This is a genomic window from Corallococcus sp. AB038B (genome assembly GCF_003668955.1).
Taxonomy (GTDB): domain Bacteria; phylum Myxococcota; class Myxococcia; order Myxococcales; family Myxococcaceae; genus Corallococcus; species Corallococcus exiguus.
The window spans coordinates 2,000,112-2,021,818 of the sequence record NZ_RAWO01000001.1 but is presented as its reverse complement, the minus strand read 5'-3'; the positions used below and the strand labels follow the sequence as shown (position 1 = coordinate 2,021,818).

General features: G+C 69.5%; 17 protein-coding genes. 10 read left to right on the top strand and 7 right to left on the bottom strand.

The window, feature by feature from the left end; genetic code table 11:
- Window positions 1-86: 86 nt before the first annotated feature.
- The 4 genes from D7Y04_RS08460 (at window position 87) to D7Y04_RS08445 (ending at window position 3,764) form a co-directional block, all read left to right on the top strand.
- Window positions 87-812 (top strand): hypothetical protein, encoded by a 726-nt coding sequence (locus tag D7Y04_RS08460; protein ID WP_121758879.1) that lies wholly within the window; start codon window positions 87-89, stop codon window positions 810-812.
- A gap of 28 nt (window positions 813-840) precedes the next feature.
- Window positions 841-1,779: a RimK family alpha-L-glutamate ligase gene (locus tag D7Y04_RS08455; RefSeq protein ID WP_121758878.1), complete on the top strand. Its 939-nt coding sequence runs from the start codon at window positions 841-843 to the stop codon at window positions 1,777-1,779.
- Window positions 1,780-1,852: 73 nt separating this feature from the next.
- On the top strand, window positions 1,853-2,482 hold the full coding sequence (locus D7Y04_RS08450) for a 2OG-Fe(II) oxygenase (protein ID WP_233601309.1): 630 nt from the start codon (window positions 1,853-1,855) through the stop codon (window positions 2,480-2,482).
- A gap of 61 nt (window positions 2,483-2,543) precedes the next feature.
- Window positions 2,544-3,764: a serine hydrolase gene (locus tag D7Y04_RS08445; protein WP_121758876.1), complete on the top strand. Its 1,221-nt coding sequence runs from the start codon at window positions 2,544-2,546 to the stop codon at window positions 3,762-3,764.
- A 9-nt stretch (window positions 3,765-3,773) separates the two neighbouring features.
- Here D7Y04_RS08445 and D7Y04_RS08440 read toward each other — a convergent pair whose 3' ends face one another.
- From D7Y04_RS08440 to D7Y04_RS08430, 3 genes are all read right to left on the bottom strand, one after another.
- A complete protein-coding gene (locus D7Y04_RS08440; protein ID WP_158627467.1) occupies window positions 3,774-4,361 on the bottom strand; it encodes an SRPBCC family protein in 588 nt (195 codons plus the stop codon).
- Window positions 4,362-4,499: 138 nt separating this feature from the next.
- Window positions 4,500-5,726, bottom strand: a complete 1,227-nt coding sequence (locus tag D7Y04_RS08435) for an acetamidase/formamidase family protein (protein WP_233601308.1) — start codon at window positions 5,724-5,726, stop codon at window positions 4,500-4,502.
- Window positions 5,727-6,195: 469 nt separating this feature from the next.
- On the bottom strand, window positions 6,196-9,267 hold the full coding sequence (locus D7Y04_RS08430) for an aminotransferase class I/II-fold pyridoxal phosphate-dependent enzyme (RefSeq protein WP_121758873.1): 3,072 nt from the start codon (window positions 9,265-9,267) through the stop codon (window positions 6,196-6,198).
- 179 nt (window positions 9,268-9,446) lie between these two features.
- Here D7Y04_RS08430 and D7Y04_RS08425 point away from each other — a divergent pair, with 179 nt between their 5' ends.
- Entirely contained in the window at window positions 9,447-13,802 is a 4,356-nt protein-coding gene (locus D7Y04_RS08425; protein ID WP_121758872.1) for a carbohydrate binding domain-containing protein, read from the top strand.
- Window positions 13,803-13,879: 77 nt separating this feature from the next.
- The gene (locus tag D7Y04_RS08420) at window positions 13,880-14,926 is read left to right on the top strand and encodes a hypothetical protein (protein ID WP_121758871.1); all 1,047 of its coding nucleotides are present in this window, start codon (window positions 13,880-13,882) and stop codon (window positions 14,924-14,926) included.
- Window positions 14,927-14,932: 6 nt separating this feature from the next.
- Here D7Y04_RS08420 and D7Y04_RS08415 read toward each other — a convergent pair whose 3' ends face one another.
- The 4 genes from D7Y04_RS08415 to D7Y04_RS08400 all read right to left on the bottom strand — a co-directional run bounded on the left by D7Y04_RS08415 (window position 14,933) and on the right by D7Y04_RS08400 (window position 17,880).
- Window positions 14,933-15,910 (bottom strand): hypothetical protein, encoded by a 978-nt coding sequence (locus tag D7Y04_RS08415; RefSeq protein ID WP_121758870.1) that lies wholly within the window; start codon window positions 15,908-15,910, stop codon window positions 14,933-14,935.
- Window positions 15,911-16,042: 132 nt separating this feature from the next.
- Complete coding sequence (locus tag D7Y04_RS08410) at window positions 16,043-16,495, bottom strand: Rrf2 family transcriptional regulator (RefSeq protein ID WP_120593803.1); 453 nt, start codon at window positions 16,493-16,495, stop codon at window positions 16,043-16,045.
- A gap of 1 nt (window position 16,496) precedes the next feature.
- Entirely contained in the window at window positions 16,497-17,492 is a 996-nt protein-coding gene (locus tag D7Y04_RS08405; RefSeq protein WP_120593802.1) for a 2Fe-2S iron-sulfur cluster-binding protein, read from the bottom strand.
- 22 nt (window positions 17,493-17,514) lie between these two features.
- The gene (locus D7Y04_RS08400; RefSeq protein ID WP_120576998.1) at window positions 17,515-17,880 is read right to left on the bottom strand and encodes a group 1 truncated hemoglobin; all 366 of its coding nucleotides are present in this window, start codon (window positions 17,878-17,880) and stop codon (window positions 17,515-17,517) included.
- A gap of 185 nt (window positions 17,881-18,065) precedes the next feature.
- Between D7Y04_RS08400 and D7Y04_RS08395 the strand changes: the two genes are divergently transcribed.
- From D7Y04_RS08395 to D7Y04_RS08380, 4 genes are all read left to right on the top strand, one after another.
- The gene (locus tag D7Y04_RS08395; RefSeq protein ID WP_147454425.1) at window positions 18,066-18,650 is read left to right on the top strand and encodes a hypothetical protein; all 585 of its coding nucleotides are present in this window, start codon (window positions 18,066-18,068) and stop codon (window positions 18,648-18,650) included.
- A 134-nt stretch (window positions 18,651-18,784) separates the two neighbouring features.
- Window positions 18,785-19,054 carry a GlsB/YeaQ/YmgE family stress response membrane protein gene (locus tag D7Y04_RS08390; protein WP_120576996.1) on the top strand — a complete coding sequence of 90 codons (270 nt, stop codon included), beginning with the start codon at window positions 18,785-18,787 and terminating at the stop codon, window positions 19,052-19,054.
- A gap of 282 nt (window positions 19,055-19,336) precedes the next feature.
- Entirely contained in the window at window positions 19,337-20,395 is a 1,059-nt protein-coding gene (locus D7Y04_RS08385; protein ID WP_121758869.1) for a hypothetical protein, read from the top strand.
- Between the two features lie 25 nt (window positions 20,396-20,420).
- On the top strand, window positions 20,421-21,689 hold the full coding sequence (locus D7Y04_RS08380; RefSeq protein ID WP_120593799.1) for a hypothetical protein: 1,269 nt from the start codon (window positions 20,421-20,423) through the stop codon (window positions 21,687-21,689).
- Window positions 21,690-21,707 lie beyond the last annotated feature (18 nt).

Below are 21,707 nucleotides of genomic sequence, written 5' to 3'. Positions count from 1 at the left end.
GCCCCCTGCTCTACCGGGACTCTCATCCTCAGAGAATCAGGCAACTCCTGCCTGGGCATGCCGATAACCTTTTCAAAGGAATCTTTATGACCCAGATCAAATCCCCCACGGGCTTCGTCTCGTCGCTGCAGACCGCCCTGAAGACCGCCAGCACGGACGGCAAGGCAGTGGGCGCCCCGGCCCTCAAGAAGGCGCTCCAGGGCACTGACGCGAGCCAGCTGAGCCCCCAGCAGAAGCACCAGGTTCGAGACGTCTTCGAGAAGGTCAAGTTGACCCCGAAGGCCCGTGAGCTCGCGGATCAGTTCGTGGGTGACGGCGTCGGCCTCAAGCCGCCGAAGGACAGCGGCGTGTTGAAGGTCATGATGGACGACCCCACCCGTGGCTCGAAGCTCTCGGATTTCACTCCGCCGGACGGCGGCCGGGTGAAGGTCATGATGGATGATCCGACCCGTGGCTCGAAGCTCCCGGACTTCACTCCGCCGGATGGCGGCCGGGTGAAGGTCCGGATGGATGATCCGACCGGTGGCTTGAACCTGCCGGATTTCACTCCGCCGGATGGCGGCCGGGTGAAGGTCCGGATGGATGATCCGACTGGTGGCTTGAACCTGCCGGACTTCACTCCGCCGGACGGCGGCCGGGTGAAGGTCATGATGGACGACCCGACCCGTGGCTCGAAGCTCCCGGACTTCACGCCGCCGGATGGTGGCCGGGTGAAGGTCATGATGGACGACCCGACCCGTGGCTCGAAGCTCCCGGACCTCAAGCCGCTGGATGGCGGCGTCCTGAAGGTCAAGATGGACAGCCCGGTCTGAACGACAGGCAGGCGAAGTCACGGACCCCATGACGTCTCGCAAGAAGGTCGTGGTCATCGGCTCGCGCTCGGATGACGCCACCCGCTTCGTCGCCGAAGCGGTGGAGCGGCGTCGTGCGCGAGCCATCGTCCTGGAAACAGACCGGGTCCCGGACTCCGCCGCGTTGAGCTGGCAGGACGGAGACGTGCACTGGGACGGTGAATGTCTCAGTGACCTGCGCTCGTTCTACCTCAAGCTCGTGCGCCTCTCGCTCCCGGTCCCCGAGGCCGAGGCCCTGTCCGAGCGCAACTTCCCGCGCTGGCAGGAGCAGTACCTGGCGGAGCGGGAGCGCCAGTCGTTCCTCCACTCCGTGCTGCGTTCGCTCCACCGGCGCGGCGGCGCATTCGTCAACCCGATGGAGGCGGTGGAGCTGCATTACCTGAAGCTGCAACAGCTGGCCCTGCTGCGCCGCCACCGCATTCCCGTTCCCAGCACCCTGGCCACCGCCTCACCGGATGCGGTGCGCGAGTTCGTCACGCGCCACCGGGCCGTCATCTACAAGCCCCTGAGCGGCGGTGCGCTGGTCCGCAAGGTAGAGAAGGAGGACCTCACCGAGGCACGGCTCCAACTGCTCGCCAACTGTCCGGTGCTGTTCCAGGAACAGATCCAGGGCGACGAGTTCCGCGCCTACGTGCTCGACGGCGAGCCCGTGTCCGCCTTCCACATCCCCACCGACGGCGTGGTGGACGCGAGGCAGAACCTTCACCGGGTGAAGCCCGCCCGCCTGCCGAAGGAGGCCTGGGCGGTGTGCCTCAAGGGCGCCAAAGCGCTGGGCATGGTCTTCACGGCGGTGGACCTGCGGCGCACGCCTGACGGCGCCTTCGTGGCGCTTGAATTCAACCCCACTCCCGCCATCTCCTTCTTCGATGATCCGCGCGACGGCAAAGTCATCACCCGGCTCGCCAGCTACCTCGTCTCCAAGGCCTGAGCGCCCGAGCGGGTTCTTCATCTCGGACTACGCCGAAAGCATCTTCGGCCCCGTCCCGTCCCCGAAGCCGGAGGTGTTCCCGGCGTCCGCGACCGCGTGGACGCGCCTGGCCTTCGTATCCGAAGCCCTGCACGCCACGCTCCGCCAGGAGTTCATCGAAGGCGGACGGGTGCCGCACCTCTGCCTCCGGGACGCCCTCCTCCCCGAGCGCGCCGAGGCCCTGCACCAGGCCCTGCGCGACGCGCGCTTCGTGCGTCACCACCACGGGCCCTATCCGCTGCACATCGCGCCGTTGAAGCAACAGGAGCCCTCCGCCCTGACGGACTTCTGCGCGTGGCTCCAGAGCGCGGACGGCGCGGCCTTCCACGCCGCGCTGGTCGGCTGGCCCGAGCCGCTGGAGACGCGGCAGGTGCAGGTGTCCCGCATGGAGGTGGGCGAGTTCTTCCCGGAGCACCGGGACACGGACGAGGAAGGGCTCGCCGTCGTCTACAACTTCACGCGCCCGTGGGAGGACCGCTTCGGCGGCGTCCTCACCTTCCGGCATCCCGAAGTGGACGCGGACATGATGCGCATTCCGCCGCTCTTCAACTCGGTGTTCATCTTCCGCGCGAGGGGTGCCCCTCACCGCGTGACCGAATGGACGTCCGAGGCACGGGGCCATCAGCGCTATTCCGTCACCGCCTTCATCCTCGCGAAGCGCTGAGCGCTCGACGGTCCCCACGCTTCAGGACTTGCGGCTGGCGTCGAGGGTCTAGACTCAAGGCATGCACCCACGCTCCGCCGCGCTTTCCCCGCCACGGCTCGCCGATGTGACGTCCGCCCTGCGCGGCCACGTCGAACGCGGTGATCTCCCCGGCGTCGTCGCACTCGTCGCTCGCGGGGAGACCGTACACGTCGATGTGCTGGGCACGCAGGGCCTCACGTCTTCCGGCCCGCCCATGCGGCGGGACAGCCTCTTCCGGCTCGCGTCCATGGCCAAGCCCATCACGGCGGCGGCCACGCTGATGCTCGTGGAGGACGGGAGGCTCCCGCTCGACGGCGCCGTCGACCCGTGGCTGCCGGAGCTGGCGGACCGCCGCGTCCTGCGCATGCCCGGCGGCCCGCTCGACGACACCGTTCCCGCGAAGCGCGCCATCACCGTGCGGGACCTGCTCACGCTGCGTTGGGGCCTGGGCGCGGTGATGGCGCGGCCCGGCACGCATCCCATCCAGCGGGCCATGAGCGAAGCCCGGGTGTCGCCCGGCTTCCAAGCGCTCACGGATCCGCCCGACGAATTCATGCGTCGGCTGGGCACGCTGCCGCTCATGCATCAACCCGGAGAGCGGTGGGCCTATCACACCGGCTACGAAGTCCTGGGCGTGCTGGTCGCGCGGGCCTCGGGCATGCGCTTCGACGACTTCCTGCGCGAGCGGCTCTTCGTCCCGCTGGGCATGAAGGACACGGCGTTCACCGTGCCCGCGGAGAAGCTCGACCGGCTCACGACGGCCTACGCGCGCGACGACGCCACGGGAAGGCTGGAGGCGTGGGACACACCGGCGGACAGCTTCTGGTCACGACCGCCCGCGTTTCCCTCGGGAGGAGGCCAGGGAGGGCTGGTGTCCACGGCCGATGACCTGCTCGCCTTCTGCCGGATGCTGCTGAGCGGAGGACAGGCCGGGAACACCCGCCTGCTGTCCTCCGCGAGCGTCCAGGAGATGCTGACGGATCAGATTCCGGAGGAGCAGAAGGCCGCCTCGCCCTTCTTCCCCGGCTTCTGGGATGCGTCGGGCTGGGGCTTCGGCGGCTCCGTGTGCACGAAGCCGGATGGTGTCTCGCCCACCGCTGGACGCTACGGCTGGGGCGGCGGTTACGGCCCGATGTTCTTCATCGATCCCCGGCAGGACCTAACGGCCATCCTCCTGATGCAGCGACGGGCGCAGGGCCCCGACGACGAAGCCCTGGCCATGGAGTTCTCCAAGGGCGCCTACCGGGCGCTGGAGGACTGAGGCGCGTCCTCAGAGCGCCGGGGCGGGCGTCGCCGCGTCGGCCTGGGCGTTCGCGCTGGGAGCCGGGGTGACGCCTCGCGCGACGGCGTCCAGGTTCGCGAGGCCCCGCTCGAACTCCTTGCCGAGCATCGTGTCCATGTTCACGACGAGCGACATCGCCTTGCCCATCAGGGTGTTCTCGCCCTCCATCGCCCAGCTCACGCGGGTGCCGCCGTTCTCCGGCGTGAGCGTGAAGGTGGCCTGGTTGGTGGCTTCGAACGGCTTGAAGAACTCCAGCTTGAGGACGACGCGCGCTCCGGGCTGGCTCTCCACGATGGTCATGCGCCCATCCCCGGCCTCACCGCCGCCGTAGGTGAAGCTGGCGCCCGGTCCTTCGTTGGGCCCGGCGAAGACATTGATCACGCCAGGCCCGGGCTCGGAGTGGAACGGGTTCCACGTGTCGAACCGGTGCAGGTCGTTGATCTGCGCGAAGACGGTGGCCGGGGGCGCGCCCACGAGCGCGTTGCGCTCGATGCGGAAGTGGTCCGGGCGGGTGGCGACGAAGGCGCCCAGCGCGACGACGAGGACGAAGACGGCGATTGCGATCTTGCTGGCCATGGGAGGCTCCCGGTTCGATGGAAGAAGGGCTCCCGGGTGACCGGGAGGGTTCATCTCCACGTCGAACGAGGGGCCGCGGAATCGACACGGCATTTCCGCCCCATTTTCCGGGGCCCTGGACGCACCTGGGAATACAGCTCACTTCACCGGGGGACGGAGGGCCTGGAGCCGCGCCTTGTCCAGCTTCGCGGCGACGCCCACGCTGCGTCCGGCGAGGTTCGCGACGACGTACTGCACGGAGCTGCCCAGCACCTGCGCGCTCTCCGACAGGGTGAGTCCGTAGTCCTGCTCCAGCCACTGCGTCAGCCCCTGCGTCGCGGAGCGCAGGGCGTCGTCCAGTGAACCACCCTGCCCCAGCGCCATCAGGTGGGTGGGGGACTCGACGCGGGGCGTGGAGGGCGGCGGCTTGCCGTGCAGGACCTCCACGGTGAACTCGACGTCCATGGAGGTCTCCAGCGCGTACTGGGACGTCTCGCCGTCGCCCTGGGCGGCGTGCGCGTCGCCCAGGTACAGGAGCGCTCCGGGCTGCGCCACGGGCAGGTAGACGGTGTTGCCCTCCACGATCTCGTTGAAGTCCATGTTGCCGCCGTAGCGGCCCGTGTCGCCGGTGGACAGGGGTGCGGAGCCGAAGCCGGGCGCCACGGCCAGGCCGCCCAGCATGGGCCGCAGCGGCACGGTGAAGGCCTTCAGGCGCTCCGTCGGGTTCTCCGGCGTCGCGACGCCGCGCTCGGGGTCGAGCTTCCAGCGAACGGGCTTGCCCAGCTCCGTCGCCTTCGCGGCGAGGCCCGGCGTGAGGGCGCGGCCCACGATGCCATCCAGGCTGTCCGCGAACGTGCGGTTCAACGTGAGGCGGCGGATGCGGATGGCCAGCGTGTCGCCCGGGTTCGCGGTGGCGATGAAGAAGGGGCCCGTCTGCGGATTGCCGAAGAGCGCGCGGGTGACGCCTTTGGCGTCCATGCCGCCAGAGTCGAGCGTCGAGGTGCGCACCGTGTCGCCCGGCCAGAGGGTCAGCACCGGCGCACGGTGCGCGGTGAACTCGTTGGACCAGGAGGTGGGCGTGAAGTCATGCACGCGCGGAGCACCCACGGGGCGAGCGGGAAGCAACCGGGCCGTGAAGGCATGGGACGCGCGAGCCTTCGGGTTGTTGCTGTCCGGGTAGTCCGCGGTGCCGCGCAGCGATTCACCGCTCACCTTGCCGTCGAAGACATAGGTCTGCTGGCGCGAGTCCGTGACGACGAAGTGGACGGCGTTGCCCGAGCGCTCACCCTTCAGCGAGTCCCCGTCCAGCTCACCGGTGAGGCGCTTCCCGTCGCGCTCCAGCGTGAGGAACTGGTAGGCGGGGTTGCCCCACAGGTCGGTCGTCACGAGCCAGGACTCGGAGGCCGCGATCGCACCGACAGGCAAACAGCAGAGGAGGACGACGAGGGAGCGGAGCATGGGTCGGCGCAGTGTAGAGGAACGCTCCCGGGTCCGCGTCACCTCAGCCGGTGGCAGCGGGCCCGCGCCCACCACGGGCCTCCATTCGTCCCCAGCCTTTGGCCATGAGCTCCATCCCAAGGGCTGAGAACACGAGAACCTTCCGGGGACACCTCCGCCGGCGGCGCACAGCCAAAACCTGTCCGACAGTCGGACAAGTTCGGAACGGCGCGGTCGGAAGGCGTCTGGCTCCCCCAGGCGGCGGAAACTTGTCCGACTGTCGGACAGGTTTGGAACTGCTCGGCCGGGAGCGTCCGCCTCGCCTGGGCGGCGGAAACTTGTCCGACTGTCGGACAGGTTTGGACCGCTCCGCCCCGGCCGACAGGGTCATCATTTGACGCCGCGCAGCGCCGCTCCGTCAGCGCAGCCGCTGGCCGAAGGTCCGCAGGCGGTCGCGGGCCTTCAACAACTTCTCCCGGGGAATGGAGAACACCGCGCGCACGCGCTCCGGGTCGCCGCACCATGCGCCGCCGTTGAGCACCACGTGTGTGTGCTCGTAGATGACGCGCGGCAGGTTTTCCGGCGTGAGCTTCACCCCATCCACCGAACGTCCCAGCCACGCCGTCATCGGCGGCGCGAGGAACAAGCCCCCCGCCTCCGTGGCCTCCGCGCGGCCGTCGTCGGGCAGCGCCTCCGCCACCAGCGCGCGCTTCTCCGCGAGCTCACGCCGCATCCGCGCCAGGTAGTTTCTCAGCGCCTTGTGCCGCGCGGCGTAGAGCAACTGTCCATCCGGTCCTCGAGCATGGGCCGCGTACAGGTATGCCGCCGCGCGCGCGGTGGGCGTGTGCAGGACTCCCGGCGCGCTGTCGCGCAGCGCCGCCACCAGCGCCCGGTCCTTCGTGGCCACCCAGCCCACCCGCAGGCCTCCGGCCGCGAACTCCTTGGACAGCCCTCCCAGCAGCACCGTCCGCGCGCCGATGCCGGGCACCGCGCCCTCCAGCGTCACCGGGCTGTGCACCGTCTCCGCCGTGGGATTGGTGAGGTTCACCAAGCCGAAGATTTCATCCGAGATCCAGAGGCAGCGCTGCTCCACCACGAACGTCGCCAGCGCCATCAACTCCTCGTGCGACAGGTAGTGCCCCGTGGGGTTCGCCGGCTGCGACAGCACCACCGCGTCCGGCGTCGTCCCCCGCGCGCGGCGTGACAGCAGCGTGCCCAGCGGACCGGACTCCACCTCGCACCCCGCCGCGAGGAACGTGGGCGCGAGTACGCCGTAACAAGGCGTCACCAGGAACACGCGCGGCATCCGCCCCAGCCGCTGGCGCAGCGCCACGCCCAGGTGGTGCATGAGCGGCCAGACGCCGGGCGCCACCACGACGTCCTCGGGGACATAGCGGGCCCCTCGCGTCTCCAACAGGAAGGCCGCCACGGCCTCTGCCAGCCCCGTCTGCGCTCCGTCCGCGCGCGGCGCGACGCCCGCCGCGATGAGCCCCTCCACCAGCGGCAGCGGCATGGGGCCCTCGTTCTCTCCGTAGTCCAGGCGCACGAGCTCCGGGTCGTCCTCGCGGAAGAACTTCGGCGCGAACGCGGGCAGCTCCGACAGCTTCGCGATGCGATTCGAGCGCGGCAGCGGCACCTCCGCCACCCGGTGCGGAGAGGGCGGCTCCGGCTCCGCGAAGGCCATGCGGAAGGCGAGCAACTCCGAGAAGGTGCGCTCGTAGAACCACTCCGCCAGCACGCTGATGCGCGAGTACGTCACCTCCGCCGCCACCTCCAGGTCCGCGCGCAGTTGCTCCGGTACGGGGAGCAGCAGCGTCAGCTCCAGATCCGGCCACACCGCGTTCTTGATGAGCCCGTACAGGATGACCAGGTTGGGCGCGTGCTGCGTCCTCGCGAGGAACTCGAAGAGGGTGCGCGGCTCCACGTCCCCGGTGATGTTGAAGAAGGCGCTCTCGTCCAGCACCACCCAGATGCCCCGCCGCGCGGCCTCCGCCACGATGTCGCGCAGCACCGCCAGGTTGGTGCGCTCGCCCGGCTCCACCGTCAGAAGCACGGCCTTCACGTCGAAGGCGCTCAGCAGGCGGCGAATCTCCCCCAGCGTGTTGTGCGTCACGGTGGCGCGCACGCCCGCCTTGTCCAGGGCGCGCGCGTAGAGCGGGTGCAGGCTGCGCGACACCAGCACCGTGTCCCCGGGGTCACACGTGGCGAGCAGGAAGGAATAGACGGCCTGCTCGCGCTCCGGCGCGACGAACACCGAGTCCTCCGACAGCCTCAAGCCGAAGTGGCGGTCCAGGTAGCGGGCCACCAGCCGGCGGAAGGACGCGTCACCAGCCTCGTGCGCGTAGGGCAGGAAGGGCGCCTGTGACAGCCGCTCCGCGAGCGCCGTGACGAAGCCCAGCTGCTCCGCGGACGCCGCCCCCAGGTCCAGCTCCTCCTGGAGCGCCGCGATACCCAGCGAGCGCAGCGCGGCGCGCAGGGCCAGCGTTTCCCGGGGCTGCGACAGGTGGGCCTCCCACACCGCCACCTCGTGCCAGATGGGGTGGCCGGACTGCAGCCAGCCCAGCGCCGTCGCCGCGCGCAGGGGCTCCGGGCTGTGGGCCTCCATGAAGAACTCGAACTCCCGCCCGGTGCGCTGCTCCAGCGACACCAGCGGGCGGATGTCCGTGTCCGCCGCCTGCATCACCCGCCGGGCCACGCGCATGCGAGTGGTGAAGCCTCGCCGGGTGAACATCCGCGCGATGATGGCGCGGCCCGGACGCCCCGCGAGGTTCAGGAGCAGCCGCCCTCCCGGCAGCAGCCGCTCCGGCGCCTCGTTGAGCAGGCGCGCGATGAGCCCCAGGCCGAAGTGGTCCTCGTAGACGTTCTGCAACGAGGTGTAGTTGGACAAATCCAACAGCGCCTGCGCATCCGCCTGCGCCAGCTCCGCGGGCAGCTCGTCACTGCGCAGCACCTGCGGGATGCACCCGACGATGAAGTCCCACTCCGGCTTCTGGGGCAGGCCGAGCAGCAGGTCGCTCTCCCCAAAGGACAGCCGCGACACCAGCGCTTCGTCGCCGTTGAGCCACGCGTTGCACAGCCCCACCGCCGGGGCCTGCGGGTTCAGGTCCAGCCCCCGGATGCGCGCGAGCCCCGTGAACTTCGCCAGCGCGATGCAGATCCACCCGGAGCCGGAGCCCACCTCCACCAGCTGCTTGCCGGCGTACTCGTCCAGCGGGACCTTCAAGAGCCCCTCCAGGAACGTGAACGCCCACGCCTCGGGCGCGAAGATGGACGGCGGAATCAACAACTCCAGCCGCTCCTGGGACGCGCCCACCGCCACCACCACCGACGCCAGCCGCAGCGGCGCGCCCTCCGGCTGGTCGCGCGACAGCTCCGCCAACTCGCGCAGCTCCGCCAGCGCCCGCGCACGCTCCTCCGGCCGGGCCAGCGCCTCCGAAAGCGTACGCAACTGGACAAAGGCTTCACGGGCTGACGCGGGATAGGTGGCCATGGCGCACCCGACTGTCCGAGGCCGCTTCTCCTCTGTCAACGACAGCCTTTCCACGAAAGGCTGACGCGATGCAGTATCGATTTACAGATTGTCATTCCCAGTTTACATGGGAAATCTTGAGTCAAACGCCAGTAAGCAGCGCCCACCGGACGGCCCCTCTCGTCCGGTGAGGACGCCCAATGAAAAGACAGCCGCAACTGGCCTTGCTCGCGGTGTTCGCCGTCATCCTGTTACACGCGCAGCAGGCGCAGGCTCAAATCGCCGCCGCGCACGTGTATCACAATCACATGCCCAACTTCTGGGCGTACTACGACCTGACCCAATACAACGCGACGCCGGTGGGCGGCCCCATCCGCTACGCGTATGACGGACAGGTCATCCAGATAAAGCAGTCACCTCCGGCCAACTACACCTATTTCCTGCCGTCGGGCGCGCCCATGCCGCACGACGACCTGGTGACGTATTACTCGCACCACGCGAAGGTGGGCGCGTATCAATACTGGCCGCCGGACGTGGCCGCGGACATGAAGGCCAATGCCTCCACGGGACAGATTCACGTCACCATGTCTGGCGCGGTGGTGAACAACGTCAACGACCTGGTCACCCGCCGCAACGTGTCCGGCTACGACAACGCCAACTGGGGCGCCACCTGGAGGGACCGCTACGCCAACCTGCGCACGCCCGCGGGCAACCGCTCGTTGGACCTCATCCACTTCACGGGCCACCACTCCATGGGGCCGCTGGTGGGGCCGGACTACTTCCTCAAGGACCTCATCTACCAGAGCGCCACGCTGTCCCAGTCGTACTTCCTGGGCAGCGGCTTCACGGCCTCCAAGGGCTTCTTCCCCACGGAGCTGGGCTTCAGCGAGCGGCTCATCCCCACGCTGGCGAAGCTGGGCGTGAAGTGGTCCGTCATCGGTGACAACCACTTCTCCCGCACGCTGAAGGACTACCCGTTCCTCAACGACCCGGGCTCGGACACGCTGGTGTCGCCGCCCAACCGCGCGGACCTCCAGAACACCAGCACCGTGGGCGCCTGGGTGAGCGAGGGCATGGCGCACGAGCAGCAGGTCATCCGCAACAAGTACCCCTTCGCCTCCACGCCGCACTGGGTGCGCTACGTGGACCCGGCCACGGGCGCCGAGTCGCGCGTCGTGGGCATCCCCGTCAACCAGAACGGTTCCTGGCTGGAGGGCTGGGAGGGACAGGCCACCGTGGACGTGGTGGGCCTGCGCAACTTCGAGGGCCTGGTGTCCCAGAAGCAGTTCTTCGTGCTCGCGCATGACGGCGACAACTCCGGCGGGCGCGCGGGTTCGCTCGACACGTGGCTCAACGGCCGCTCCGTCACCTGCTCCGGTGGCGTGCAGTGCCTGGGCATCGACGAGTACCTGGTCAACAACACGCCCGTCTCCACGGACGTGGTGCACGTGCAGGACGGCTCATGGGTGGACACGCGCGACTCTTCATCCGACCCGCAGTGGCACCACTGGCGGCTGCCGTTTGGCATCTGGAAGGGGCAGTTCCCGGCCTTCAACTCCGCTACCGGTCTCAACCTGGCGCCCAAGACGAACCTGAGCGGCGTGCAGGAGGGGATGACGGTGTCGCTGGAGCACGGCTGGCACTACCTGGAGCGCAACTTCGCGCTGCTCCAGGCCGCGATGAACTACGCGAAGACGGCCGAGCAGGTCTGGCTGGACGCGCACCCCAACCACTGGAAGCCCACCACGGCGCTGGATTCGCAAGTCACGCATACGGGCAACCAGCTCAACCCGTGGATGCTGTCCTTCCCGGTGAAGGGCGACGCGGCGAACGACTGGGCGGGCGGCGCGAACCCCGCGGAGCTGGCCTGGTACTTCCTCCTGCCGGCCATGGACTCCGGCTTCGGCTACTACGACGAGAACGTGGACGACAACGTGAAGCCCACGCTGTCCTTCAACCAGTCGCTCTACTTCTCCAAGCCGTACGTGCAGGACCGGCTGACGCAGGACCGCACGGGCCCGGACGTCTGGTGGGTGCAGCGCTGGCCGTACAACCCCGGCAGCCCCAACACGGACAAGTCCGAAGGGTGGACGCTGCACCACTTCGACAACAACTTCGCGCTGTACACCTACGCCTTCGACGTGAGCGGCATCGCCAGCATCAAGGCGCGCGTGCGCGTGCACACGGCGAAGAGCATCGACCCGCTGGACAACACGCCTCGCGTCTACAACCCGGCGGCGTTGAAGGCCGCGGGCGTGCCTGGCATCGACCCGTCGCGCGTGGGCGCCTGGGTGGACCATCCGCTCCAGCGCCGCGAGCTGCGGCCGGTGATGAACGGCGTGGCGTGGCAGCCGGCGCACCTGCCTGTGATGCAGAAGGTGGCCGCGCAGGAGATTGGCGACCTCTACTACGTCTATCTGGGCGCCTACCGCGACCAGGTGCTCGACTACTACATCGAGGCCACCGACTCGCGCGGCAACGTCACGCGCAGCGAGATCCAGTCCGTCTACGTGGGCGCCGGGAAGTACCGGCTGGAGGGCGGCAAGTACATCGAGGACATCAATGGCCCGGTAACGGGCACCTACCCGTTCCTTCGCGTGGACACGACGGCACCGTCCGTCCCCACGGGGCTCGCGTCGACGCGCACGGACCGCTCCGTGACGCTGACGTGGACGGCCTCCACGGACAACGTCGGCGTGACGGGCTACCAGGTGTTCCGCAATGGCACGCAGGTGGGCTCGCCTTCCACGACGGGCTACACGGACAGCGGGCTCACGGCGGGCACGGCGTACAGCTACACCGTGCGAGCGCGAGATGCGGCGGGCAACACGTCCGCCGCGAGCAGCGCGCTCTCCGTCACCACCCTGCCCCCGGACACCACGGCGCCGTCGGCGCCCTCGGGGCTCTCCGCTTCGGGTGTCACCAGCTCGTCGGTGGTGCTGAGCTGGACGGCCGCCACGGACAACTATGGCGTGAGTGACTACCTCGTGTTCCGCAATGGCACACAGGTGGCAGCGCCCACGGCGACGACGTACACGGACACGGGGCTGTCCTCGAGCACGGCGTACAGCTTCACCGTGAAGGCTCGCGACGCGGCGGGGAATACCTCCGTGGCCAGCGCGGCGCTCTCCGTCACCACCGGCCTGGGGTACACGACGACGGTCTATTACAAGAAGGGCTTCGCCACGCCGTACCTCCACTACCGCCCGGCGGGGGGCACGTGGACGACGGCACCGGGCGTGCTGATGCCTGATGCCGAAGTGACGGGCTACGCGAAGTACACGGTGAACCTGGGCTCCGTGCAGCAACTGGAGGCTGTCTTCAACAACGGCAGCGGGACGTGGGACAACAACAACGGGAGCAACTACCTGTTCCCCACGGGCACCTCCACGTTCAACGCGGGCGTCATCACGGCGGGCGCGCCGGTGAGTGACACCTCGGCGCCGTCGGTGCCCACGGGCCTGACGGCTCCGTCGAAGTCCGCGACGACGGTGTCACTGAGCTGGACCGCGTCCACGGACAACGTCGGCGTGACGGGCTATCTCGTGTTCCGCAATGGCACGCAGGTGGGCTCGCCCACGTCCACGAGCTACACGGACAGTGGGCTGTCCTCCAACACGGCCTATGGCTACACGGTGAAGGCTCGCGACGCGGCGGGCAACACGTCCGCGGCGAGCACCGCGCTCTCCGTCACCACCAGCGCTGGCAACACGGCGACCGTCTATTACAAGAAGGGCTATGCCACGCCGTACATCCACTACCGTCCGGCGGGCGGCACGTGGACGACGTCGCCGGGCGCGGCCATGGCGACCGCGGAGGTCTCGGGCTACGCGAAGTACACGGTGGACCTGGGCTCGGCCACGCAACTGGAGGCCGTCTTCAACAATGGCAGTGGCACGTGGGACAACAACGGGGGGCTCAACTACTTCTTCCCCGCGGGCACCTCCACGTTCAACGCAGGCGTCATCTCCGCGGGTGCGCCGTCACAGGACACCACAGCGCCCTCGGTGCCTTCGGGACTGGTGGCTGCGTCGAAGACAGCGACCACCGTGTCGCTGACGTGGACGGCATCCACCGACTCAAGCGGCATCGCGGGCTATGACGTGTATCGCAATGGGTCGCTGGTGGGCTCGCCCACGACGGCCAGCTACACGGACACGGGGCTGACTGCGGGCACGGCTTATAGCTACACCGTGCGGGCTCGGGACACGGCGGGCAACGCGTCCGCGCAGTCCTCCGCGCTCTCCGTCACCACGTCCACCAGCGGGGCCACGGTGACGTTCAACGTCACGGCGAGCACCGTGGTGGGACAGAACGTGTACGTGGTGGGCAGCGTCGCCGCGCTGGGGAGCTGGAGCCCGGCCAATGCCATCCTGCTGTCCGCGGCCAACTACCCCACGTGGAGCGCGGCCGTCGGGCTGCCGGGCTCCACGGCGATTGAGTACAAGTTCATCAAGAAGGACGCCGCCAACAACGTCACCTGGGAGAGCGGCGCCAACCGCACCCTGACGACGCCGGCCACGGGCACCTCGACCGTGAACGACACCTGGCGCTGAGCGGATGAAGCCGCCTCGCGGCGGGCCTGGAGGCCGGGCCCGCCGTCGAGTGTAGTGTCGGGCCAAGGAGGCGCCCGATGCAGCCACGAATCGCCGTGACGGCGGATGACACGGATTGGCGGATGCCGGTGGGCGGCCCCGGGCTGCTGCTGACCGTCCCCACCTGGGGACACTGGCGACGGCGCCCCCTGCTCCATGTCGAGGCCACCCGGCCCTACCTGCTGCGCGTGATGCTGGGCGAGCAGCCGCTGTTCTGGATGCGGGTGGATGACTGGTGGGATGGGTGTGCCTGGCTGCGCGGCCCGGCGAAGCTCGCGGGCGCGTTCGCCCCCATCACCGCGGAAGAGGCCCGGCGGCCTCCGGATCCAGGCTCCCCAGGATGGTGGGCCGCGTGGAACCGGTGGTGGATCCACCAGTTCGAGGCGTCGGAGCCTTCACTGCTCCACGCGGGGCGCTGGTGCCTGAGGCCGCTCCAGGCAGCACCCGTCACGAAGGCCCAGGGCTACTCCACGGTTCCCATCATCGGGACGGGAGTCCTTCCGGAGCCTCCATGCGGGCTCGACGCGGCCTTGCGCTTCCCGCCCTTCCGCGCGGAGGACTGGTCCTGGGCGGGGCCCGGAGTCCTCCCGGAGCGCAGCGGTGGGGTGATGCCGCTGCGCGCGCCGTCGCTTGGTGACGACAGCCGGGTGAAGGCGTGGCGCAAGCACGTCCGGGACGGGACGCTTCCGCCAATCCTGCTGACCTACTTCGCCCTGGCCGAGCGCTGGCTGGTGGTGGATGGCCACGACCGGCTGCACGCGGCGCTGATGGAAGGCCGCGAACCGCCACTGATGGGCCTCTGGTCCTTCACCGAGACGCCCGTGGGGGAGGACCTGTCCACGCTGTTCCGCCAGGACGGCGCAATGAAGGCGGCGGAGCTGCGCCTGCGCGCGAGGCCCGGTGAAGTCGGCGCGGTCAATCGCAGCCTGCTGCGCGACCACGAGTCTGTTCGACGGCTCGCGGTCACGCGCGCATTCCCCCTGCGGGGCGGCGCCGCGGCCTGGAAGGCGGAGGTCACCGCCTGGTGCAAGGGGTCGGGCGTGGAGGTGTCGCCAGACGACTGGGCGGCCTTCGTCGGCGAGTGACCGCCGTCAGAGATTGTCGAGCATCAGGCCCAGCAGCTTGAGCTCGACCTTGTAGAGCGCCTTCAGGAAGCTCCCCAGGAGCGACGGCTCCACGTTCACCACGTCGACGGCGAGCAGGATCTTCTCCGGCAGGAGGGTGAGGGCCATCCCCAGCTGGACCATGGAGGGCGGGAGGACCTGCCAGTTGACGATGGGCTGCGAGACGACGATGGGCGTCATCGTGCTCGACTGTCCGGAGGCGGGACCGGCGCCCGCGAGCAGATACATCGACTGGCCATAGACATACACGCCCGTGGCGAACGCTCCCTGCCCCGCGCTGCCGTCCGGGTTCTGGGTGGTGACCCGGAACGCCATCATCCCGGGCGAGTTCCCCCCGACCAGCCAGCTCCACAGCTGGCTGACCTGGTTGGGATTGGTGGGGTCCGGCATGCCCTGCGTCGAACCGGGGCTCAGCTGCCGGTTGAGTCCCATGGGCTGCAGGCAGGCGTCCCCCGGCTTGACGATGGGGTTCTCCACACCGAAGGGAAGGACCAGGCTCCGGTTGAGCCCCGCCGGCAGGCCAATCATCAGGAGCACATCGCCTGGATGCTCGGCGGGAATCGGCAGCGAGGAGACGGTGCCGCTCCCGCTGGGGAAGGTGCTCGCGAAGTAGGACTGGGCGAACGTCGGCGTCATCAGCAGCACGCAATAGACGGTGGCGCTCTGCTGCACGGACAGCGAGAAGCTCCCATCGCTGCCCACCGATGTCAGCCAGGACGTGTTGCCCACGATCTGCGTCTTCGACTCCAGCGCGAACAGCGCCACCTGGTACTGCTGCGGGTTCGCGATGCCGATGACCTTCCCCGTCACCGTGCGGGCGCTCGACATGGAGCCCCAGACGCTGAACGGCAGGTTGTTGAAGAGGATGGTGGGCTCTTGCGTGCTGTAGGGCGAGCCGTTGGCGATACCGTTGATGTTCAGGATGGTCTGGACCGACTGGGACATGCACGCTCCGGGGGATTGAGCTGGACGGGCCCGAGAGCAAGCCCCGTGCCCCGGGCCTCACAGGCGTGCACGGTCCTGGCGTCCACGAGGCCTGCGTCCTGTCCGGACGTCGCCGCGTCCTTCCGGATGCGCCTATCCCTGCGGCGCGGCCGGGGTCAGCAGCAGGTCCGACAGGCCCGGCTTGGAGCGGCGCAGCAGGTCCTCCAGCGAGTACTTGTCCAACGTGGCGAGGAACGCGTCACGCGCCTCCGCCAGCACGCCCTTGAGGCCGCACGCTGGCGCGATGGGGCAGGTGTTGCGCTCCCGGTCGAAGCACTCCACCAGGTGGAAGTCCGGCTCGGCCGCGCGCACCACCTTGCCCAGCCGGATGTTCCCCGGGGCCTTCGCCAGCAGCACGCCGCCCGCCCGCCCGGGCTTCACCTCCACGTGCCCCTCCTGCGCCAGCGTCTGCACCACGCGCACCAGGTGGTGCTTGGAGATGCCGTAGGCGTCCGCCATCTCCTGCGTGGACGACGGCCGCCCGGGACGTGCCGCCAGGTACATGAGGACGCGCAGCGAGTAGTCGGCGTGAAGGGTCAGGTGCAAGTCAGGCGGCTCCGGCGACGGGCCCCGCTCGCGGCACGCTCGGCAGGAAGGCATCCGCGTGGATGTCCTTCAGCGAGAACCCCGCGAGAAAGAGCTTCTTGCGCAGGGATAGCACCGCTTCAGGGTTGCCGCAGAGGAACGCTCGCCAGCCCACCGGCCGCTTCGGGAGGCAGGTGAGGACCTTCGCCTCCAGGGCCCCTTCTTCCACCGCCCCACCTCCTCCCGCCAGCACGACGGGCCGGTATTGAACGTTTGGATGGCGCGCCGCCAGGGCCCTCAGCGCGTCCACCAGGTACAGCCCGGCCGGCTCCCTCGCCCCGTGGAACAGGTGGATGGGGCCGGAGTGGCCCGACTCCAGCGCGTCCCTCAGGATTCCATACAGCGGCGCGAGCCCCGTGCCCGTCCCCGCCAGCAGCAGCGGCGCCTCCGACTGTCCGGGAACGTAAAAGCAATCCCCAGCCGGTCCCTGCACGTCCACCCGGTCGCCGTGCCGGACCTCGCGGGCGAACCAACCGCTCATGGCGCCCCCGGGCACGAGCCGCACGTGAAGCTCCAGCCGGCCCTCGCGAGGCAGGCTCGCCAGCGAGTAGCTGCGCGCGAGCCCGTCCGCGCGCACCACCGTGACGTACTGCCCCGCGCGATAGTCGAGTGGCGTCTCCACCTCCAGCCGCACCGCGAACACGTCCTCGCTGAACGACTCCAGTTCCACCACGCGCGCGGGGACGCGCAGCTCCGACGCCCCCGCCACCTCCAGCGCCGTGCCCTCCTGGGGCCGGCACGTGCACGCGAGGAAGTAGCCTCGTGCCCGCAGCGTGTCCTTGAGCCCCACCTGCGCGGCCTCGGGCACCGTGCCCGAGGTCGCTCGCATCAGGCAGGACTGGCAGGCCCCTGCCCGGCACGCATGCGGTACGCGCACGCCCTGGCGCAGCAGTCCGTCCAGCACCGTCTCTCCGGGCTCCAACGGGTACCACTCGGATTCATGCCGTACCTTCGCCATGACGTGCCTCCTGCAGGTTGCTTCAGCGGTTCAGGACGTCCGCACGCGCCCCTTCGGCGACGGCCATCACCTGGCCCACCAGGTCCGCGGGCACGCCCAGCTCCTCCAGCGTCTCCTTCAGGTGCCCCGCCACCGCGTCGAAGTGCGTCCCGTTCAGCCCGCGGTCCACCAGGTGCTTGTGTCCCGCGCGCATGTCCTTGCCCGAGTAGTTCGCGGGCCCGCCGGTCACCATCGTCAGGAACGCCTTCTGCTTCGCGGCCTGGCGCTCCATGTCCACGTCCTCGAAGAAGTGGCTGATGCGCTCGTCGGCCAGCACCTTCCGGTAGAAGACGTCGACCGCCGCCGCCATCGCCGGCTCTCCGCCAATCTTCTCGTACACGCTCGTCATGACTTCGCTCCCTTTCCGGGCCCACGCCCCGTAAAGATGCATTCAGGATGCATCTTTAATCAGAACGCCGTCAATGCCCCCGGCATCGGGATAACTTCTGGCGCATGTGCCAGCGCCTCATGCTCACCGGCGTGTCTGTGTTCGTTCTGGCAGGCTGCGGAACGCCTGCCTGGCGAGTCAGGGCCGTGCCTCGCGAGGAAATCCAGTTGCCTCGCATCGAGCCGTCCGTGGTGTTGGAGTTGCCGCCGCGGGGCTCCGTGGCGCCGGCCACGCTGGGGGACGGCACGCCGCTGTGGGTGGTGCACCAGGAGGACGGCACCGTCTCCGTCTTCTCCGCCCTCATCCCCCGGACGAGCGATGAGGTCTCCGTGGGGCTCACCTATTGGATCCCCACGATGCGGCGCTTCATTGGCGTCTATGTCTGGGATGACCGTGGAACCGTGCTGGGCAACCAGGGTTGGGACGCGTGCACGGGTGAGTGTCCCTCCACCGACGACATGCCCGACTCGGCGCGCGACCTGGACGCGTTCCAGGTGGAGCGGCTCGAAGGCGAGCCCGCGCGAATCCGCGTGGGTGCGCCCATCGCCGGCGCATGGCGGCGGATGTCCCGAAGCCCCCTTCCCTCCTGGTCCCAGGAACCGCGCGAGAGCATCACGCCTCTGCTCTCCCTGGGGCAGGCGCTGGCGCTCCCCGAAGGCACCATCGTCAACGTCAGGGGCACCGCGGTGCTCGCCAGCGCGTCGCCGCCCCGCGTGCCCATCTGCAAGTAGGCGGGAGGCTTCAAGTCTGGATTCCACCCGGGCGCCGCCTGCCTGCCTGCCCTGCCGTCGCCCTTGAGAGAGGGGCGAGCGCGGCCGGGAATCATGCCCATGTTTCGCCCATCACCTCGATGGGAGGAAGAGACATGGCGCTGGAAGCAATCCTGTTGTGGGCAGTCATTGGCCTCATCGCTGGATGGCTCGCGTCCGCGGTGGTGGGCGGCGGCTACGGCCTGATTGGCGATATCGTGGTGGGCGTGGTGGGTGCGTTCCTGGGAGGTTTCATCCTCCGGGCGCTCGGCACGGGAGCCCCATTTGGCGGCATCGCGGGCACCATCTTCGTGGCGTTCATCGGAGCGGTGGTGCTGCTGCTGATACTGCGGCTCATCCATTCGAGCACGGCCCGAAGGGTCTGATCCGCACGGCCTGAATCCGCGGCGACTTCTCGCGCGGGGCGCATTGCGTCCCGCGCGAGTCGTGCTTTCGGGCCTGATGACGCCAGACACCAGGGCCTGACGGCAGTCATCAGGGCGGCGGCCTTCCGCTCCCGTGGCAGCGTCCGTCCCCTGAGGAGTTCCAAGGGTTTACCTCGTTGAGAAGCGTGTGGGGCGCATGGCACGCGCCGTGCTCTAGCCCCCCACATCGCTGAACCGGCCGGTGTCCGAAGCCGGCCCATCCAATCTCCGAGGAACACCGCCATGGCGCTCTCCCCCCTGTCGAAGTCGTCCGTTGCCAGCTCCTCCTACTCGCCCCGCACGTCCGCCACGGAGCTCTCCAGCCCGGTGGCGCGCCCCACGGCGGTGACGGCGGACGCGGTGCAGGCCAAGAGCGGCCCGGGTTCGCTCCAGGGGATGTTCCAGGCGGATGGCTTCGACGCGCCGTCGGGCGTGGGCAAGAAGGGCGCGCTCCAGGGCGGCAATCCCATGGAGCAGCTGGCCGAGATGGTCCAGATGCTGAAGCAGCTGGTGGAGATGCTCGGTGGAATGAACGGCGCCGGTGCGCAGCAGGGCGCCGCCGCTCCGGGCATCGAGGGCGCAGCCGGTGCGCAGCAGGGCGGCGTGCCGGACCTGGGTGGCGAGGGCGCGGGCTCCAGCGCGGCCCCTGCTCCTGCCGCGGCGCAGGCAGCCTCCGCGGCGCAGGGCGCCCCGGCCCCGGCGGCTCCCCAGAAGGACGCGGCCGTCGCCGGTCCCCAGTCCGTGGGCGACTCGAGCGCGGCGAAGGGCAAGAACACCATCACCCTCAACAACGACGGCAACAAGCCGATGACGGTGAACTTCACCCCCAACGCGGGCGAGAAGGCCGTCGACTCCGTCACGCTGAAGCCCGGTGAGAGCCGGACGGTGCAGTTCCCGGACAACTGGTCCGGCAACTTCCGCAGCGACAACGGCGACGGCAAGAACGCGACGCTCGGTGAAGTGAAGTTCGACGGCGGGTTCGGGAACACCTACTACGACGTCAGCTACATCGAGGGTCACAACACCTCGATGACCATCCAGCCGGACGGCGGCGGCCGCCTGTCGGGCACGATGGACAACCTGCTCTCCTCCGCGCCTGACTCCGTGAAGGCCAAGGGAGCGGACGGCTCCGCGTACGGCATCAAGAAGAGCACCACGTCCAACGTGCAGGATCCGGAGGTGGTAGACTTCTTCCGCAAGCACGTTGGCGCGGATCAGGGCTACGTCATCCCCACGGACGACGCGAGCACGCTGGGCAGCAAGAACAGCAACCTGGTCGTCCACCTGAAGGACCTGGCCTGATTCCCCTCACCCGAGGCCCCCATCCATGAGCGTCCGCCTTCCGTCTGGTCTTCCCCGCCCGGGCCTGCCCCTGCAGAGCCCCGCGCAGGAGAAGGAGGAGAAGGCGCAGTCCGGTGAAGGCAAGTCATCGGGCAAGGCCACAGGGAAGGGCGGCACCGGAAAGGGAGGCGTCGCCGTCAAGGGCGGCGCCGCGAAGGGCGCCTCCGCGAAGGGAGGCCTCGAGCAGAGCGGCCCGCAGGACGGAATGGACTTCGGCCGCTCGGGCGAGACGGAGCGCAATGAAGGCGGCGGCGCCAGGGCGCCGCAGCAACAGGCAGGGATGGCGTCCGGCTCGTCGCAGGGCGCCGCCAGCCTGGGCACCCTGGAGCAGCCCCCTGCCCTCGCGGCCCAGACAGCGCAGACGGCCCCGGCGCTCCCCCAGCCTCCGCCGATGGCGCCGCAGGTGGGCGTGGCGCCCCAGCTCGAGCGCCGGCCCGCCGCTTCCGAATCCTCCCGCGAGCGCACCGCCTCGGACGGACAGTCGTCGGACGCCGCGAAGCAGGCGCTGGAGGGCCGCGCGAAGCTGCGCATCGCCGTCCTCCACCGGCTCCACCGCGGCCTCACGGAGGTGGAGGGGAAGATGAGCGCCTTCCTCGCCAACCCCGGCCGCCAGGGCGTCGTCACCCTGCCGGTGGTGCTGAGCGTGAGCACCGTCACCTTCGAGTGGTGGAAGTCCGCGAACGCGGTCCCCGAGGACAGGGCCTATCTGGCCCAGGTCCTGGGCGAGCCCGGCACGGCGGATGACGCCACGCTCATGGGCACGCTGCGCGCGGAGATTGGCCAGGCCTTCGCGGAGTTCCCGCGCACGCCGCAGGGCGTGGAGGCCCGGAAGCTGTACGACGCCGTCCTCCAGAAGTACGAGGCCGCCCGCATCCAGCCCATCATCGCGGGCCATGACAGCGGCCCCGTGGTGGAGGAGTGCGCGCGGCTGGGCCTGACCTGCGAGATGGACTTCACCCGCTCCCTGCTCTTGTCGCCGTGGATGCTGGCCACCAGCCAGAGCCCGGAAGAGGGCAACGCGACGCAGGTGATGGTGGCGGGACTCACGCTGCCCCAGCTGGGCGCGCTGGTGGGCCACCTGCGCCAGCTCAACCCGCTGCTCAGCAATCCCCAGCTGCGCGCGCTGCTGCTGCGCGCCTCCACGGACAAGAGGCTCGCGCTGCGCAAGGTGATGGGCCTGCAGGAGGTGGAGCAGGTCCAGGAGCTGGCGCGCCAGCTGCTGCGGCTCCAGGCCGTGCAGCACCTCACCGTCTGAAGCCCACGCGGCGGATGG